At 52.2% G+C, this 15358-nt stretch carries 14 protein-coding genes, 1 other RNA gene and 1 pseudogene; 7 read left to right on the forward strand and 9 right to left on the reverse strand.

Going from position 1 to position 15358, the window contains the following annotated elements; translation table 11 throughout:
• Positions 1 to 119 precede the first annotated feature (119 nt).
• On the forward strand, positions 120 to 3056 hold the full coding sequence (locus tag AB8804_RS16445; protein WP_371188020.1) for an autotransporter outer membrane beta-barrel domain-containing protein: 2937 nt from the start codon (positions 120 to 122) through the stop codon (positions 3054 to 3056).
• 334 nt (positions 3057 to 3390) lie between these two features.
• On the opposite strand, the gene AB8804_RS16450 is transcribed toward AB8804_RS16445, so the two are convergent.
• Positions 3391 to 3552, reverse strand: a complete 162-nt coding sequence (locus tag AB8804_RS16450; RefSeq protein WP_371188128.1) for an AlpA family phage regulatory protein — start codon at positions 3550 to 3552, stop codon at positions 3391 to 3393.
• 148 nt (positions 3553 to 3700) lie between these two features.
• Between AB8804_RS16450 and AB8804_RS16455 the strand changes: the two genes are divergently transcribed.
• Together AB8804_RS16455 and AB8804_RS16460 are read left to right on the forward strand one after the other, a co-directional pair.
• The gene (locus AB8804_RS16455) at positions 3701 to 4237 is read left to right on the forward strand and encodes a GNAT family N-acetyltransferase (RefSeq protein WP_371188022.1); all 537 of its coding nucleotides are present in this window, start codon (positions 3701 to 3703) and stop codon (positions 4235 to 4237) included.
• Positions 4238 to 4383: 146 nt separating this feature from the next.
• On the forward strand, positions 4384 to 4725 hold the full coding sequence (locus tag AB8804_RS16460) for a DHCW motif cupin fold protein (protein WP_371188024.1): 342 nt from the start codon (positions 4384 to 4386) through the stop codon (positions 4723 to 4725).
• Between the two features lie 153 nt (positions 4726 to 4878).
• On the opposite strand, the pseudogene AB8804_RS16465 reads toward AB8804_RS16460, so the two are convergent.
• The 3 genes and pseudogenes from AB8804_RS16465 to smpB form a co-directional block, all read right to left on the reverse strand.
• Positions 4879 to 5595 (reverse strand): annotated as a pseudogene (locus AB8804_RS16465) (integrase domain-containing protein); the annotation flags it as partial.
• Between the two features lie 191 nt (positions 5596 to 5786).
• Positions 5787 to 6150, reverse strand: a transfer-messenger RNA (tmRNA) gene (ssrA, locus tag AB8804_RS16470).
• 89 nt (positions 6151 to 6239) lie between these two features.
• On the reverse strand, positions 6240 to 6722 hold the full coding sequence (smpB, locus tag AB8804_RS16475; RefSeq protein ID WP_006178063.1) for an SsrA-binding protein SmpB: 483 nt from the start codon (positions 6720 to 6722) through the stop codon (positions 6240 to 6242).
• Between the two features lie 156 nt (positions 6723 to 6878).
• Between smpB and AB8804_RS16480 the strand changes: the two genes are divergently transcribed.
• Together AB8804_RS16480 and AB8804_RS16485 are read left to right on the forward strand one after the other, a co-directional pair.
• Positions 6879 to 7316: a type II toxin-antitoxin system RatA family toxin gene (locus AB8804_RS16480; RefSeq protein ID WP_371188026.1), complete on the forward strand. Its 438-nt coding sequence runs from the start codon at positions 6879 to 6881 to the stop codon at positions 7314 to 7316.
• Positions 7306 to 7593, forward strand: coding sequence for an RnfH family protein (locus tag AB8804_RS16485; protein WP_371188028.1), 288 nt, complete (start codon positions 7306 to 7308; stop codon positions 7591 to 7593). The genes AB8804_RS16480 and AB8804_RS16485 overlap by 11 nt, the downstream gene beginning before the upstream one ends.
• Positions 7594 to 7701: 108 nt before the next feature.
• Here AB8804_RS16485 and bamE read toward each other — a convergent pair whose 3' ends face one another.
• The 3 genes from bamE to nadK form a co-directional block, all read right to left on the reverse strand.
• Positions 7702 to 8040: an outer membrane protein assembly factor BamE gene (gene bamE / locus AB8804_RS16490; RefSeq protein WP_112013059.1), complete on the reverse strand. Its 339-nt coding sequence runs from the start codon at positions 8038 to 8040 to the stop codon at positions 7702 to 7704.
• Between the two features lie 138 nt (positions 8041 to 8178).
• On the reverse strand, positions 8179 to 9840 hold the full coding sequence (gene recN, locus AB8804_RS16495; RefSeq protein ID WP_371188030.1) for a DNA repair protein RecN: 1662 nt from the start codon (positions 9838 to 9840) through the stop codon (positions 8179 to 8181).
• 85 nt (positions 9841 to 9925) lie between these two features.
• Positions 9926 to 10804 (reverse strand): NAD(+) kinase, encoded by an 879-nt coding sequence (gene nadK, locus AB8804_RS16500; RefSeq protein ID WP_042717523.1) that lies wholly within the window; start codon positions 10802 to 10804, stop codon positions 9926 to 9928.
• A 122-nt stretch (positions 10805 to 10926) separates the two neighbouring features.
• On the opposite strand from nadK, the gene grpE reads away from it, so the two are divergent.
• Complete coding sequence (grpE, locus tag AB8804_RS16505; protein ID WP_146745797.1) at positions 10927 to 11520, forward strand: nucleotide exchange factor GrpE; 594 nt, start codon at positions 10927 to 10929, stop codon at positions 11518 to 11520.
• Between the two features lie 51 nt (positions 11521 to 11571).
• On the opposite strand, the gene AB8804_RS16510 is transcribed toward grpE, so the two are convergent.
• A complete protein-coding gene (locus tag AB8804_RS16510) occupies positions 11572 to 12858 on the reverse strand; it encodes an HlyC/CorC family transporter (RefSeq protein WP_371188130.1) in 1287 nt (428 codons plus the stop codon).
• 19 nt (positions 12859 to 12877) lie between these two features.
• On the reverse strand, positions 12878 to 13669 hold the full coding sequence (locus AB8804_RS16515) for an inner membrane protein YpjD (RefSeq protein ID WP_371188033.1): 792 nt from the start codon (positions 13667 to 13669) through the stop codon (positions 12878 to 12880).
• A 167-nt stretch (positions 13670 to 13836) separates the two neighbouring features.
• Between AB8804_RS16515 and ffh the strand changes: the two genes are divergently transcribed.
• Positions 13837 to 15198 carry a signal recognition particle protein gene (gene ffh, locus AB8804_RS16520; RefSeq protein WP_003863132.1) on the forward strand — a complete coding sequence of 454 codons (1362 nt, stop codon included), beginning with the start codon at positions 13837 to 13839 and terminating at the stop codon, positions 15196 to 15198.
• Positions 15199 to 15358: the final 160 nt, after the last annotated feature.

Consider the following 15358-nt stretch of genomic DNA (forward strand, 5'->3'; position numbering starts at 1 on the left):
TCTTTTTTCAAACCACGCTCATATCACCTTCGTGAGGGAACTCTACATATTAGAAAAATTTAAGCATCTCATATTTCTTACCTCAATATTTTATTTCACCAATACCAAAGGAACGCCTTATGCATACCTTATTTAAAATGAAGTATCTGGCTTTGCTGGTTGCTGTCTCTTTTAGCGCTTCTGCAGAAATTATTTTTGCAGGAGATACAAAACAAACGAATATTAACGGCTCATTAACATCTTTTAAAGGGAATATTGTTGTTGGCAGTGCGGATCCCAGTGGTACCCCTGAAGCGCCTGCCGGGGAATTACGTGTAAACGAGGGTAGCCAGGCCACAGGAGACAGCAGCCTGTATATCGGAAATTCCTCGGGCGCTACAGGCCTTGTTACCCTGACAGGTGCGGGAACGTCTCTTACTATGGCTAAAAATATTTTAGTCTCTGTTATGGCGGGATCGTACGGAAGATTAAATGTGCTTGATGGTGCAGCATTGACATCTGAATTTTATGGCTCAGGTGCCGGCAGCGTCGGTTATATGCGGGATTCCACCGGGGAGGTCAACATCTCTGGACAGGGCTCAGTCTGGAACAGCAATGGAGCACTAAACGTTGGGGAAAACGGAAACGGTACCTTAACTATCGACAAGGGCGGCGTTGTTAATGCTAAGCAGGTTTCAGTAGGGCTCTATGCTGGCTCTCAGGGGCTTGTCAATGTTGATAACGGAACGCTGATATCGTCCGGTTACACTGTTATTGGGAATAATGGTACCGGTGTGATGAATGTTTTAAATGGCAGCCAGGTCACAAACTCCTTTACCGTACTCGGTAACGTCAATGGGCGCGGGGAACTGAATGTTTCAGGTCCGGGCACAGTCTACAACAGCCTGGATCACGTACATGTTGGTTCTAACTCTCAAGGCAGCGGGATCCTTACAGTATCCGATGGGGCCACATTAAACACGTCGTTATCCGGCACCTCGACAATCGGCGAATCGCTGGAAGTGGGGCGTCTTGCCAAAAATACTACGGGTAAGGTACTCATTACCGGTAATAATTCAAAGCTCGACACCAACGGGGGCCGGACCATAATCGGTAATATGGGCAGCGGAAGTCTGACTCTTCAAGAAAAGGGAGAACTGATGACTGAGGATATTACACTCGCCGCCAGCGTAGGGTCAGTTGGCAAGCTTAATATTGGTGCTGCGGCCGGTGAAGCAGCAGCGTCAGCGGGGCTCCTTAATCCGTCTGCAGATATCAATTTTGGCGAAGGTGAGGCCACTCTGAATTTTAACCATATTAACAGTGATTATATCTTTGGGAATACAATTCAGGGAACCGGTAACGTTGATGTTAATAATGGCGAGACCGTATTGACTGCGCAAAATACCTGGATTGGAGCCACAAATGTTAATAATGGTATCCTCAAAGCCGGTGCCGAAAATACCTTTAGCCGCAATGCGACCTATCGGATTGCTGAAGGTGGCATGCTCGATCTGAACGGCTATAGCCAGACGATTGGAAGCGTAACAAACAGCGGAATTATCAGTTTGAGTCGTGAAAACCCTGGCACCGTTTTGACCATTAATGGAGATTATGTTGGTGATGGAGGTCTCCTTAGCCTTGGGGCCCGCCTGGGTGATGACAGCGCCTTAACGGACAGGGTAGTGATTTCGGGCAGCACTTCCGGGAGCAGTGAGGTTGCTGTGACAAATCTCGGTGGATCCGGGGCGGCGACGCTCAATGGAATTGAAATTATTTCCGTGGCCGGAGACTCAAAAGGTGATTTCACCCAGCAGGGACGTATTGTTGCTGGGGCCTGGGAATACACGCTTGCGCGTGGTATGGGTCAAAATAATGCCAACTGGTATTTATCCAGTACGGCAGAGGTAGTACCGCCTGAGGGGGGAGAGGAGCCCGGTCCAAAACCCGCTCCAGAACCTGTGCCAAACCCTGATCCTGAGCCAACCCCAGAACCGGTACCCAATCCTGAACCTGAGCCAACCCCAGAGCCTGAACCCGGCAATAATGGCGGCGAACCTGGTACCGATACAAGCGCTGGCGGTGACAGTGGCAAAGGGATTCATATCCTGAGACCTGAAGGAGGCGCTTACGCTGCGAATGCCTATGCTGCTGATAATATGTTCATTACGACGCTTTCAGATCGACTGGGTGAGACTGAATACACTGACATGATGACCGGCGAACGCAAGTGGACCAGTCTGTGGATGAAGCACTCCGGAGGTCATACCCGGTTCAGTGATTCCACTGGGCAGCTCAAAACGAAAAGCAATCGCTATGTCCTGATGCTTGGTGGTGATTTAGCGACAGCTTATTCCGATGACGGTGCCGCTTTCCGCTTCGGCGCACTCGCAGGCTACGGATACAATCACAGTAACACCCGGTCAGGTTTATCAGGCTACCATGCTAAAGGTGTTGTTAATGGTTATACGACGGGCCTTTATGGCACATGGTATGGTGCGGGAAATAGTGAAAGGGGCGCCTATGCCGATGGCGTTTTCCAACACAGCTGGTTTAACAACAGCGTAAACGGTCAGCAACTGGCGGAAGAAAAATATAGCGCTAAGGGTTTCAGCGCCTCCCTCGAGACAGGTTATGTATTCCCGATGAGTGAAGGGACGCAATCAGTCTCCTGGTTTGTTCAGCCAAAAGCAAAGGTTCTCTGGTCAGGCATTAAAACGAATGATTTCAGAGAAACGAACGGAACCGTTGTAAAAACAAAAGGTGAAGACAATCTTACGACCAGTCTTGGATTAAAAACGTTCCTTAAAGGGCATCATGCGATTGATAACCATAAAGAACGTAATTTTAAACCATTCGCTGAGGTGAACTGGATCCATAACGTTAATAACCGCGGCGTTGATATGGATGGCATTAACGTCAGTCAGTCAGGAACACGTAACATGGGGGAACTGAAAGTGGGAGTAGAAGGGCGGATTGCGCCGGATCTGAATATTACTGGATATGTTAACCAGCAGATTGGCGGATACGGATACTCTGACACCTCTGCATCGCTTGGTATCAAGTACTCGTTTTAAATAGTTAAGGCAGCCCTTAAAGGGCTGCTTTTTTTATAACTGTTCGCCGGATAATTATAAAAGTCAGAAGCATGAGCTTTTCTGAATGCCAGGGGACTTTTTAATCACCACAAATTTATCGTTAAAAAGATACTTATCTAATCTGTATTTCCACTATTTTAACCCTCTAACCGGACGGAGTCAGTCAGATCGGACGGGCGCATCACCGGCAACTCAATGCCCACCTCAGGGGGAGGAACTGAACCCGCAGCCTGCTGAGCTGGGCATTATTCTCTCGTGCCTTGTTACGCTATGCATCCCGGGTAGGGAAGGTTGTGCTGTTGATGAGCGTGGATTAACGGATGACTGTGCGGCGCTGCTGCCACTGGCGGAGTTCAGCGGCATCAAAAACCACCTGTCGGGAAGAGAGGTGGACGGGGCGGGGAAAGTCGGTGTTTTTAATCAGGCGGTAAACCGACGATGCACTCATCGCCAGAAAATGGACCACCTGCCGCATACGCACGTTACCGCTTCTGCCGTCAGCTTTGAGCGAAGAGCTGGCATCGCTGTTAACGTATTAACCAGACTGCCACCCAAAAGTGTGCTTAAATCAAAAGGATCCCCCTAAAAAACATACTGTTGGCCTGATAGCTCAGGAGATAAAATTGCGTATTCAAACAAATCGATTATACCTTCGCCCAGTAATCTCATCAGATGTAGACGATCTTTTTAAAATCTATGGTGATCCCGCTACGAATACGTTCAATCCTGCGGGACCCTATCCGAATATTGACCATGCAAAAACGGTTCTGAACGGCTGGCTCGATCACTGGCAAACTCGTGGGTTCGGAAACTGGGCAATTTCGCTTCTTGCTGACCCAGAAAAAATTATCGGTTTTGGCGGGCTCAGGATCCGTAGTTATGGGGATCTCATTGTTAATAATCTTGGATATCGATTATCTACAGAGGCCTGGGGGAGAGGCTTGGCCACTGAATTTGCTTCACACGCGATAAAATTTGGATTTGAGGAGTGTAAACTCACGGAAATTTCAGCGGTTGTCCGAGAGAACCATCTGGCATCGCAGAAAGTGCTTCAGAAAACGGGGTTGAGATTTATCAAAAAGATCCATGACGTTAAAGATGCGCCGCCAAGCCTTCTGTATTCAATAAAAATGAATGAATGGTTAAGTAACTTACCGTGAACACATACATTTAATATTCACTTAAGGTTCATCCGCGGATTTCACATACTCATTTGGGGTACGTACGTTTTTAAAATATTTTTTCTTATGTTAATTCATTCTTACCTGAGCTCAAAAACGCTTTCTTCACAACGAAAGGCCATAAAATGAATATCGAAGCATTTGCTTTTGGCACTACCAACTGGGGTGAAGTCGAAAAAACAGAACATCCAGGGGAAACAGGTATGGCCTACTGGCGCACACAATTTTTCGGTCACAAGCCGAACCAAATCCGTGTGCGAATGGTTGAATATACCCCTGGTTACCTTGCGGATCATTGGTGCAGTAAAGGCCATGTCCTCTTTTGCCTGGAGGGAGAGCTCGAAACGCTGCTCGCCGATGGCCGTAAATTCACTTTAACTGCGGGGATGAGCTATCAGGTTGGTGATAACGCAGAACCACATCAGTCCAGAACCGCGACAGGCGCCAAACTCTTTATTGTGGACTGACGGATTCGTCGTTGTTGCGATTGCGACGTCGGGTTCTGGTACAGAGCGGAGAAGCTAACCACTATCAACCGCCTCTCGATAATTGCGGACAAAGAGAACCGGACTAGCGCATTGTATTTTATAATTTTTCGGCATCAGTTGTAGTAGTTGCTACATGAACAGACGTCTTGTGGACAAGCTTATACTTGCCGTACGCATTGTTTGCATTAACTGAGGAAGTTGATCCGGGCGGATGCCTGGCATGTTTTGTTCTGCGGTTTCTCGAATGCTTTCCCGATGTTTACGCTGGGAACCGCAGCAATCAGGCCTGTATTCTGCGCATAAATCATGACTTCGTTAATACGCTGACAAAGGCGTCGAACAGTCTCTAATGCACCTCTGGCCTGAACTGGCTGAACTGCTTTAACCAGAGTATGAGCTTTAATCTCAGTCACACTCATATCACCGATTGCTGGAAAAACATCTCTCTCAAGCGAACGCCAGATATCGTCGGCATAGTCCTCTGTTACGCTGGCTTTCTTCACATTCCACAATGCTCAGCAACTAACAGGAAAGTGTTGGTTTGGCCTCCTGAGAATTTCTTACCTGTTCTTTCTGATGTTCCTGAGGATCAATGTCTTTCGCCAATAAAACTCGAGAATCGGCTCTGAGTTTACGCGCATCAGAACGTGAGACGGCAGGGTAAACACCGAAGCTCTGCTTGGTTCGCTGCTTTGTCAGAGATCGATAGTAACGGAACTGCCAGAGCTTACTATCACTGGACTTGATTAACAGAGTAATCCCGTCATCGTCTTACATCTGGTAATCGGCATCTTTAGGTTTGGCGGCTTTTATTTCCGTATCGGTTAACGGCTTGGTTTTTCTTGCCATTGGGAGTCTGCATGCGTTTAGGCCCAACGAAAACCATAGAGCTTTTCGTTGGGCCTAAAAGGTTCGGATTTAATTAGTTGGCATCAGAGTTCGCGGGACAAATTGAGGGCACAAAAAAGCCCGCAGGGCTTGCGCCGTGCGGGCTCTTAGGACTTCATCGGATGACTCTGGTAATCACCGATGGAGAATTTTGGTGGAGCTGGCGGGAGTTGAACCCGCGTCCGAAATTTCTACATCCTCGGTACTACATGCTTAGTTTGTCTTTACATTCGCACGTCAGCTGCGAACAAACACGCCACTAACGAACTAGCCTGATTAGTTTTAACGCTTCAACCCCAGGCAGGGCTTCCACGCGATCTCTTTTGGGTTTGACCTCTCTTTGATCCCCGTCTTAAGAGCGGAAGCTAGGGAGAGAGGGCTCAGAGCAGGTTATTAAGCTGCTAAAGCGTAGTTTTCGTCGTTTGCGACTATTTTTTTGCGGCTTTTTACGAGGCAAACCGCCCCTCGGCATGCACCTTGGGTTTCGCAAATCCCGTCGAATCCAGAATCAGCCCCAATAGTGTTGAACTGAGTATACCAGATTTTACATCCTGGATACCAGCCCGAAACGCTAACTTATTGAATAGTACAATAAGTGTGCAGAATCAACGTCCTGCATTTTTCATAATGCGCGCTTTATCCAGCTGCCATTCGCGTTCTTTCAGATCCGTACGTTTGTCGTGCTGTTTTTTACCTTTCGCTACGCCGATTTTGACTTTGCACCACGCGTTTTTCCAGTACATAGAAAGCGCAACCACGGTGAAGCCTTCACGGTTAATACGTCCGTAGAGGGACTCCAGTTCACGTTTGTTCAGCAGCAATTTACGGGTGCGCGTAGGGTCGCAAACGTAGTGTGAAGAGGCGACGGTCAGCGGCGTAAAGTTCGCGCCAAACAGGAAGGCTTCGCCGTCTTTCAGGATCACGTAGCTATCACCAATGTTTGCCTTCCCGGCGCGCAGCGATTTTACTTCCCAGCCCTGCAGTGCAAGGCCAGCTTCAAATTCTTCTTCAATGAAATACTCGTGGCGAGCACGCTTGTTTTGCGCAATGGTCGCCGAGCCTGGTTTATGTGCTTTTTTCTTCGTCATAAGTGTCGTAAAGCCGTCGGTAATCTGATTTCAAAAAGTCACCTCATTGCGTCCCGTGAGGTCTAACGCGCTATCTTAGCACGAGATACGGCTTAGCGTTTTTTTAACAGGTGATAAATGTTATTATTTGTAGGTTGTGTGACCATGGAAAACGCTATGCCTCAGATTAGCCGTACTGCGCTCGTGCCTTACAGCGCGGAACAAATGTATCAGTTAGTGAATGATGTCCAGTCTTACCCAGACTTCATTCCTGGATGTACGGGAAGCCGGGTGCTTGAATCTGGCCCGACGCAGATGACCGCGGCGGTGGACGTCTCTAAAGCGGGTATTAGCAAGACGTTTACCACGCGTAATACGCTGACCGATAATCAGAGCATTTTGATGCATCTGGTGGATGGTCCGTTCAAGAAGCTCATGGGAGGCTGGAAGTTCACGCCTCTGAGCGCAGACGCCTGCCGCATCGAATTTCATCTGGACTTCGAGTTTACCAACAAGCTGATTGAGCTGGCGTTTGGCCGTATCTTTAAAGAGCTGGCCTCGAATATGGTTCAGGCGTTCACGACCCGCGCCAAAGAGGTTTACAGTGTCGCATAGAATCGCTGTGGAAGTGGTGTACGCCCTGCCGGAGAAACAATATCTTCAACGCGTAAACCTCGAGGAAGGGGCAACGGTTGAAGACGCTATCCGCGCCTCCGGCCTGCTAGAACTCCGCCGTGATATCGATCTGGCAAAGAACAAAGTTGGCATCTACAGCCGTCCGGTTAAGCTAGTCGACGAGGTAAAGGACGGCGACAGGGTTGAGATTTATCGCCCGCTGATTGCCGACCCAAAAGAGCTGCGTCGCCAGCGAGCGGAGAAATCGGGTAAGTAGCGCTTTTTTCCACCTGCGGCGCTGCGCGTGGTGGGGCTACAGTTCTGTACTTGTGTTCAGATACAAAAAAGGTGCTCATTGAGCACCTTTTTGCTTTTCTGCGACTGATTATTTGGTCAGGGCAGGCTTGTTGTCGATGTTAGTTAACACACCGCTGCTGTTAAAGGTCAGCGTCAGGGTTTGCTGGGTCACGTCTTCGTGGCCAGGCTGCTGACGGAATACATAGAACCAGGTGTTAGTGCCGAACGGATCGGACATCATCGGGGTTCCCAGTGCATAAGCGACCTGCTGTTGCGTCATACCCACACGGATTTTTGACACATCGTTAGGGGTGAGATAGTTCCCCTGGTTGATGTCAGGACGGTAAACCACTTTCTCCAGAGTGGAACAGCCTGCGGTCAACATCAGAAGAACCGCTGCGGCAGCGGTCAGCATTTTACAACGCATAGTGATTTGATTCCTTTTCGGGCCCGAGCAGAACGCGGCTCATATGTAATATGCCGATGATAATAGACCTTGCCCCACTTTGAAACCGGTCTGGCGGCGTTTTTATTGTTCTGTATGACCCTGAGATCCCGAAAAAGTTTACGCTGCCAGCAGTTCTTTCGCGTTTGCGAGGGTATTGCGCGTGACTTCGCTACCGCCCAACAGGCGTGCCAGCTCTTGCAGGCGCGCGCGTTTATCCAGCGGTTTCATGTGCGTTTCGGTCATTTCACCATCGGTTTCTTTGCTGACGATAAAGTGATGATGACCACAGCCTGCAACCTGCGGCAGGTGGGTGACGCACATCACCTGGGTCGACTCGCCCAATTGGCGCAGCAGTTTACCTACCACGGCTGCGGTTGGGCCGCTGATGCCTACGTCCACTTCATCGAAGATCAGCGCCGGGGTTTCCATTTTGCGTGCGGTAATGACCTGGATGGCCAGGGCAATACGCGAGAGCTCACCGCCGGAGGCCACTTTGGAAATAGGCTGCAGGGGCTGGCCTGGGTTTGTTGTAACGCAAAACTCAATGCGATCTGCCCCTTCCGCCGTCAGATGATTTTCTTCAAGGCGAACGTCGATGGTGAATACGCCGTGCGGCATCGCCAGCGTGCGCATGCTATCGGTAATATGCTGGCTGAGCTCCTGGGCATGCAGCATGCGGACATCATGGAGCTGTCTGGCCGTTACCAGCGCCTGCTGGTGATGGAGATTTACCGCCAGCGATAATGTTTCGAGAGAATCAGCCTGATCGTCTAACTGCCGTTGCTCCTCCAGCAGGGACTGGTAGTAGACCGGCAGCTCTTCCGGCGTAACGTGGTGCTTGCGCGCCAGCGAAATTTGACGGGAGATACGTTGCTCGAGTTCAAACAGGCGGTTCGGATCGAGATCCAGACGTTCACAGTAGTGGCGCAGCTCATCCCCGGCTTCGGAAATCTGAATGGCGGCTTCTTCCAACATATCCAGCACGCCGGAGAGCTTATTGTCCATGCCTACCAGTTCGGTTAAGAGCTGGCGAACGTTATAGAGCTGGCTCTGCAGGTTTACATCTTCACCATCCGCCAGCATGTTAAGCGCGGTCTGGCTGGTTGAGAGCAAATGACCGCTGTTAGCCAGGCGTTTGTACTCTTCATCGATCTGCTCAAACTCGCCCGGCTGCGGGTTGAATTCGTTCAGCTCTTTTAGCTGGTACTCCAGCAGTTCAGCCCGCGCGGCGCGCTCCTGGCTTTGCTGCTGGTGCTGCGCGAGTTCGCGGCAGCTCTGGTGCCACTGGCGGTAGTGTTCTGCCATCAGCTGAGTAAGCGCATACTCACCCGCGTAACCATCGAGCAGGGCTTTTTGATGTTCAGGCTTGACCAGCTGCTGGTGAGCGTGCTGGCCGTGAATCTGGATAAGCAGCTGGCCGAGTTCGCGAAGCTGAGAGAGCGGAACCGCGGTGCCGTTGATGAAACCTCGAGAGCGCCCATCACTGCTGATCACACGGCGAAGTAAACACTCACGTCCGTCTTCAAGCTGATTCGTCTCAAGCCAGCGCTGTGCGGCAGGGGTATCTTTCAGGGAGAAGCGTGCGCAGAGATCCGCGCGCGCTGCGCCGGCACGGACCATATCGCCCTCTGCACGGCTGCCGAGGCACAGACCAAGGGCATCGATAGCGATGGATTTACCTGCACCGGTTTCGCCGGTGATGGCCGTCATGCCGCTGTGGAAATCGATTTCGAGCTCGCGAACAATGGCGAAATTGCTGATGGTCAGTTGTGCCAGCATAATTGTTTTCCTGTATGAAAAACCATAACTGTGTTTTCATACAGTATAAACTGGTTTTTTATACAGTAAAGCGCTGGATGCAAAATCAGAACAATTTTTTTGACCAACCAAGTTTTGAGCTTAACGTATTGAAATAGCTGTAATCTTTTGGGTGTATGAGGTTCAGGTGGTAGTCGCAGCGGCGAATTAACACGTCTTCGCCTTCCTGGATTGGCAGCGCTATTTGGCTGTCGCAGCTGATCTCCAGGTCGTTACGGCGGTGCGAGAACCGCAAACGTATCGTGCTATCGCCATTGATGACCAGCGGGCGGGCAGAGAGCGTGTGCGGAAACATCGGGACCAGCGTGATCGCGTCCAGAGAGGGCGTCAGTATCGGACCGCCCGCCGAGAGCGAGTAGGCGGTCGAGCCGGTGGGCGTGGAGATAATCAGCCCGTCGGAACGCTGGGAGAAGGCAAAGATTTCGTCGATATAGACCTCGAACTCAATCATGTGCGCCACTTTGCCGGGGTGAAGCACCACCTCGTTGATGGCGGTGCTGATGCGCTTTTGGCAGTCCTGCTGGCACACCTGCGCTTCCAGCAGGAAGCGCTTTTCGCTGATGTAGTGGCCTTCCAGCACGTCCGCCAGCTGCTGCTGCGCGTTGTCCGGGTCGAGGTCGGTCAGAAAGCCAAGATTGCCGCGGTTGATGCCGATGACTTTGATATCGTAACGCGCCAGCGTCCTCGCTGCGCCCAGCATATTTCCGTCGCCGCCGACCACCACAGCGAGATCCGCCTGCTGGCCAATCTCCGCCAGCGTGCCGGTTTTTACGCCCTTGAGCTGTAGCTCCTGGGCAATTTGTTGTTCGACCATCACTTCATAGCCTTTGCCACACAGCCAGCGATACAACATTTCATGTGTCGTCAATGCGGTAGGGTGACGCGGATGCCCGACGATCCCAATACACCTGAAATGATTATTCATTTTCTGGAGGTCCTTGTGCCTGATGAATGATGACAATCTGTCTTGTTCCCTTGAATCCCGGAAACTGATCCCCATAATAAGCGAAGTTAGCGAGATGAATGCAGAAAAACGCGGAGAAATTCATGAGTAGTAAAGAACAGAAAACGCCTGAGGGGCAAGCCCCTGAAGAAATTATCACGGAACAGCACGAGGAAGTTGAGGCTGTAGAGCCTGACGCTTCTGCTGAGCAGGTGGACCCGCGCGATGAAAAAATTGCGAATCTGGAAGCTCAGCTCGCTGAAGCCCAGACTCGTGAACGCGACGGCGTGCTGCGTATCAAAGCGGAAATGGAAAACCTGCGTCGCCGCACCGAGCTGGACGTTGAGAAGGCGCACAAGTTTGCGCTGGAGAAATTCGTCAACGAACTGCTGCCGGTGATTGATAGCCTCGATCGCGCGCTGGAAGTGGCGGATAAAGCCAATCCGGACAACGCGGCGATGATCGAAGGTATTGAACTGACGCTGAAATCCATGCTGGACGTCGTGCGTAAATTCGGTGTGGAAGTGATTGCCGATACTAACGTTCCGCTGGATCCAAACGTTCACCAGGCGATTGCGATGGTTGAATCTGAAGAGATTGAAGCCGGTAAAGTGCTGGGCGTGATGCAGAAAGGCTATACCCTGAACGGCCGTACCATTCGCGCTGCGATGGTGACCGTGGCAAAAGCGAAAGCGTAATTTGCTATCCGTAGTGCCGGGTGGCGGCGTTCGCCTTACCCGGCCTACATTTTACTCGGCAATACTTTCCCGAAGTGGCTTCACGGGCAGGACCTTCACCTGCTTAATCATATTGTCCTGCACGTCCAGAATATCGATGTCGTATTGCTCAATACGAACCCGCGTTCCCGCTGCCGGGATCTCCTCCAGCGCCTCAAGGATCATGCCGTTAATGGTGCGCGCCTCGTCTTCTGGCAGATGCCAGTTGAAGGCTTTATTCAGTTCGCGAATGTTTGCGCTACCGTCGATCAGCACGGAACCGTCGTTCTGCGGGGTGACTTCCTCCGCCAGAGACGGAGACATCGAGGTCGTAAAGTCGCCCACGATCTCTTCCAGAATATCCTCGACCGTGACCAACCCCTGAATATCACCGTACTCATTGACCACCAGACCGACTTTCTTCTTGTTGCGCTGGAATTTCACCAGCTGCGTGCTGAGCGGCGTGCCTTCCGGCACGTAGTAAATCTCGTCGGCGGCGCGCAGCATCACCTCTTTGGTGAACTCTTTTTTCTCGGTCATCAGGCGGTAGGCTTCCCGCACGCGCAGCATGCTGATGGCATCGTCGAGCGAATCACGGTACAGCACGATGCGCCCGTGCGGCGAGTGCGTCAGCTGGCGAACAATCGCCTTCCAGTCATCATTGATATCAATACCCACGATTTCATTGCGCGGCACCATGATGTCGTTAACGCTGACCTTTTCCAGATCCAGCACCGAGAGCAGCATGTCCTGGTTGCGGCGGGAAATTTGCGAGCGGGATTCGTTCACGAGGGTGCGCAGCTCGTCTTTGCTGAGCGCGCTGCTGATGGTGACGTCCGCTTTGATGCCGACCATGCGCATCAGCAGGCGGGTGACCATATTCAGCAGCCAGACCAGCGGCATCATCAGGATCAGGAGCGGTGCGAGCAGAAAGCTGCTCGGATAGGCGACTTTTTCCGGATAGAGCGCCGCGATGGTTTTGGGCAGCACTTCGGCGAACACCAGCACCACGAACGTCAGCACGCCGGTGGCAATGGCGACCCCGGCGTTACCGTAAAGCCGCATGCCGACGATGGTCCCGAGAGCGGAGGCAAGAATGTTTACCAGGTTGTTGCCGATAAGTACCAGGCTTATCAGCCGATCCGGTTTTCGCAGCAGTTTTTCTACGCGACGTGCGGCACGGTTTCCCTGCTTGGCGCGATGGCGTAACCGATAGCGGTTGAGCGTCATCATGCCGGTTTCCGAGCCGGAGAAATAGGCGGAGATGACCACCATGACGATCAGCGTGACGATCAGCGCGGTGGTTGAGATGTGTTCCAGGGGGAACTCCTTTTATAACTTAGCCAGCAAATTGCTGAATGAAGCGGCTGCCGAAATAGGCAAGGGTGAGAATGCCTGCGCCCGCGACGTTGAACCAGACTACGCGACGACCGCGCCAGCCCTCATGATAATGGCCCCACAACAGCACAATATAGACAAACCATGCGACGATGGAGAGCACCGCTTTATCGATATTTTCAACGCTGAACAGGTTTTTCATATAAAACAGGCCGGTGCAGAGCGTTAGCGTCAGCAGGACCACGCCCACCTGCGTGATATGAAACATTTTACGCTCTATCACCATCAGCGGCGGCATTTCATGGCTGAAGGCCAGCTTCTTGTTTTTCAACTGGTAATCAATCCACGCCAGCTGCATCGCGTAGAGCGCGGCGATGATAAGCGTGGCATAGGAGAACAGCGACAGGCCGATATGCACCAGCATGCCCGGCGTTGCCTCCAGGTGCGTAATAAACTCGTTGGGCATAAAGGTGGCCAGCGCCAGGTTGATCAGCGCAAAGGCGTAGACAATCGGCAGCAGCAGCCAGCCGCGGTTTTTGGACGCAACGATCGTCATGACCGTGCAGATCATCAGGCTGACCAGCGAGCCGACGTTGAGCACGCTGAGGTTTTGCACGCTGCCGTCGCCGGGGATGATGCGCGATTCCAGCGCAAAGGCGTGGCTCACCAGCGCGATGACTGCCGAAAGAATAGCCATGCGCCGCCAGCCGCTGTTTTTTTGCAGCAGGCCGGGAATGATCAGCGCGAGGCTGACAGAGTAGGCAACAAGGGCGATCAGTGCGAAAACAGGCATATAGGCGTCGACGGTTGTCTAATTAAGAAAGAGAAGCAGTATAACGTTACGTGACGCCTGCTCCAACCGTTGCATAACAACAAAGCTGCCTTCATGTTATACTCCGGCAAAATTCTGTGTATGTGTCGCTTAAGCGACCCAACGTTTCTACCCCCAGGCGAATGACAATGTTTGATAATTTAACCGATCGTTTGTCGCGCACGCTGCGCAACATCAGCGGCCGCGGACGCCTCACCGAAGAGAACATCAAGGAAACGCTGCGCGAAGTGCGCATGGCGCTGCTCGAAGCAGACGTCGCGTTGCCGGTTGTACGTGATTTTATCAACCGCGTGAAAGAGAAAGCGGTTGGCCATGAAGTGAACAAGAGCCTGACCCCGGGTCAGGAGTTCGTCAAAATCGTTCGAAACGAACTGGTTTCGGCGATGGGCGAAGAGAACCAGGTGCTTAACCTGGCCGCGCAGCCGCCTGCCGTGGTGCTGATGGCGGGCCTGCAGGGTGCGGGTAAAACCACCAGCGTCGGTAAGTTGGGTAAATTCCTGCGCGAGAAGCACAAGAAAAAAGTGCTGGTGGTTTCGGCCGACGTTTATCGCCCGGCGGCGATCAAACAGCTGGAAACCCTGGCAGAGCAGGTCGGCGTGGATTTCTTCCCGTCGGACGTGGCCCAGAAGCCTGTCGACATCGTTAACGCGGCGCTGAAAGAGGCGAAGCTGAAGTTCTACGACGTGCTGCTGGTGGATACCGCCGGTCGCCTGCACGTTGACGAAGCGATGATGGACGAAATCAAGCAGGTGCATGCCTCTATCAATCCGGTAGAGACCCTGTTTGTTGTCGACGCCATGACCGGTCAGGATGCGGCCAATACGGCGAAGGCGTTTAACGAAGCGCTGCCGTTAACCGGCGTGGTGCTGACCAAGGTGGACGGTGACGCCCGCGGCGGTGCGGCGCTCTCGATTCGCCATATCACCGGCAAGCCGATCAAATTCCTCGGCGTGGGTGAAAAAACCGAAGCGCTGGAGCCGTTCCACCCGGACCGTATTGCCTCCCGTATCCTCGGCATGGGCGACGTGCTGTCGCTGATCGAAGATATCGAGAGCAAGGTTGACCGCGCGCAGGCCGAGAAGCTCGCGAGCAAGCTGAAAAAAGGCGACGGTTTCGATCTGACCGACTTCCTTGAGCAGCTGCGCCAGATGAAAAACATGGGCGGCATGGCAAGCCTGATGGGCAAGCTGCCGGGCATGGGCCAGATCCCTGACAACGTGAAATCACAGATGGATGACAAAGTGCTGGTGCGTATGGAGGCGATCATCAACTCGATGACGCTGAAAGAACGTGCGAAGCCTGAAATCATCAAAGGTTCGCGTAAGCGCCGTATCGCCGCCGGTTGCGGTATGCAGGTGCAGGACGTAAACCGCCTTCTGAAACAGTTCGACGACATGCAGCGCATGATGAAGAAAATGAAGAAAGGCGGCATGGCGAAGATGATGCGTGGTATGAAAGGGATGATGCCCCCAGGATTCCCCGGCCGCTGATCGGCCTGGCTTGTTTGCCATTTCGGCACCGGGGTGTGCTCGCCATCCTCACGTACTGCGTGTACGCTCCGGTGGCTGCGCGCACGCCGGTACCGAACTGGCCGCACCGCCGACGGCCTTTTATAGCAGACTTATCAACTGTTGATTGCAATTTCCCCAG

Origin of the sequence: Enterobacter sp. KBR-315C3_2022, from assembly GCF_041399425.1 — a bacterium.
Classification (GTDB): domain Bacteria; phylum Pseudomonadota; class Gammaproteobacteria; order Enterobacterales; family Enterobacteriaceae; genus Enterobacter.

What these genes read in the sequence shown, in the direction of transcription:
- AB8804_RS16445 (WP_371188020.1), top strand. Translation starts at nt 120, where the DNA reads ATGCATACCTTATTTAAAATGAAGTATCTGGCTTTGCTGGTTGCTGTC.
- AB8804_RS16460 (WP_371188024.1), top strand. Translation starts at nt 4,384, where the DNA reads ATGAATATCGAAGCATTTGCTTTTGGCACTACCAACTGGGGTGAAGTC.
- ffh (WP_003863132.1), top strand. Translation starts at nt 13,837, where the DNA reads ATGTTTGATAATTTAACCGATCGTTTGTCGCGCACGCTGCGCAACATC.
- AB8804_RS16480 (WP_371188026.1), top strand. Translation starts at nt 6,879, where the DNA reads ATGCCTCAGATTAGCCGTACTGCGCTCGTGCCTTACAGCGCGGAACAA.
- bamE (WP_112013059.1), bottom strand. Translation starts at nt 8,040, where the DNA reads ATGCGTTGTAAAATGCTGACCGCTGCCGCAGCGGTTCTTCTGATGTTG.
- smpB (WP_006178063.1), bottom strand. Translation starts at nt 6,722, where the DNA reads ATGACGAAGAAAAAAGCACATAAACCAGGCTCGGCGACCATTGCGCAA.
- AB8804_RS16450 (WP_371188128.1), bottom strand. Translation starts at nt 3,552, where the DNA reads ATGCGGCAGGTGGTCCATTTTCTGGCGATGAGTGCATCGTCGGTTTAC.
- recN (WP_371188030.1), bottom strand. Translation starts at nt 9,840, where the DNA reads ATGCTGGCACAACTGACCATCAGCAATTTCGCCATTGTTCGCGAGCTC.
- AB8804_RS16515 (WP_371188033.1), bottom strand. Translation starts at nt 13,669, where the DNA reads ATGCCTGTTTTCGCACTGATCGCCCTTGTTGCCTACTCTGTCAGCCTC.
- grpE (WP_146745797.1), top strand. Translation starts at nt 10,927, where the DNA reads ATGAGTAGTAAAGAACAGAAAACGCCTGAGGGGCAAGCCCCTGAAGAA.
- nadK (WP_042717523.1), bottom strand. Translation starts at nt 10,804, where the DNA reads ATGAATAATCATTTCAGGTGTATTGGGATCGTCGGGCATCCGCGTCAC.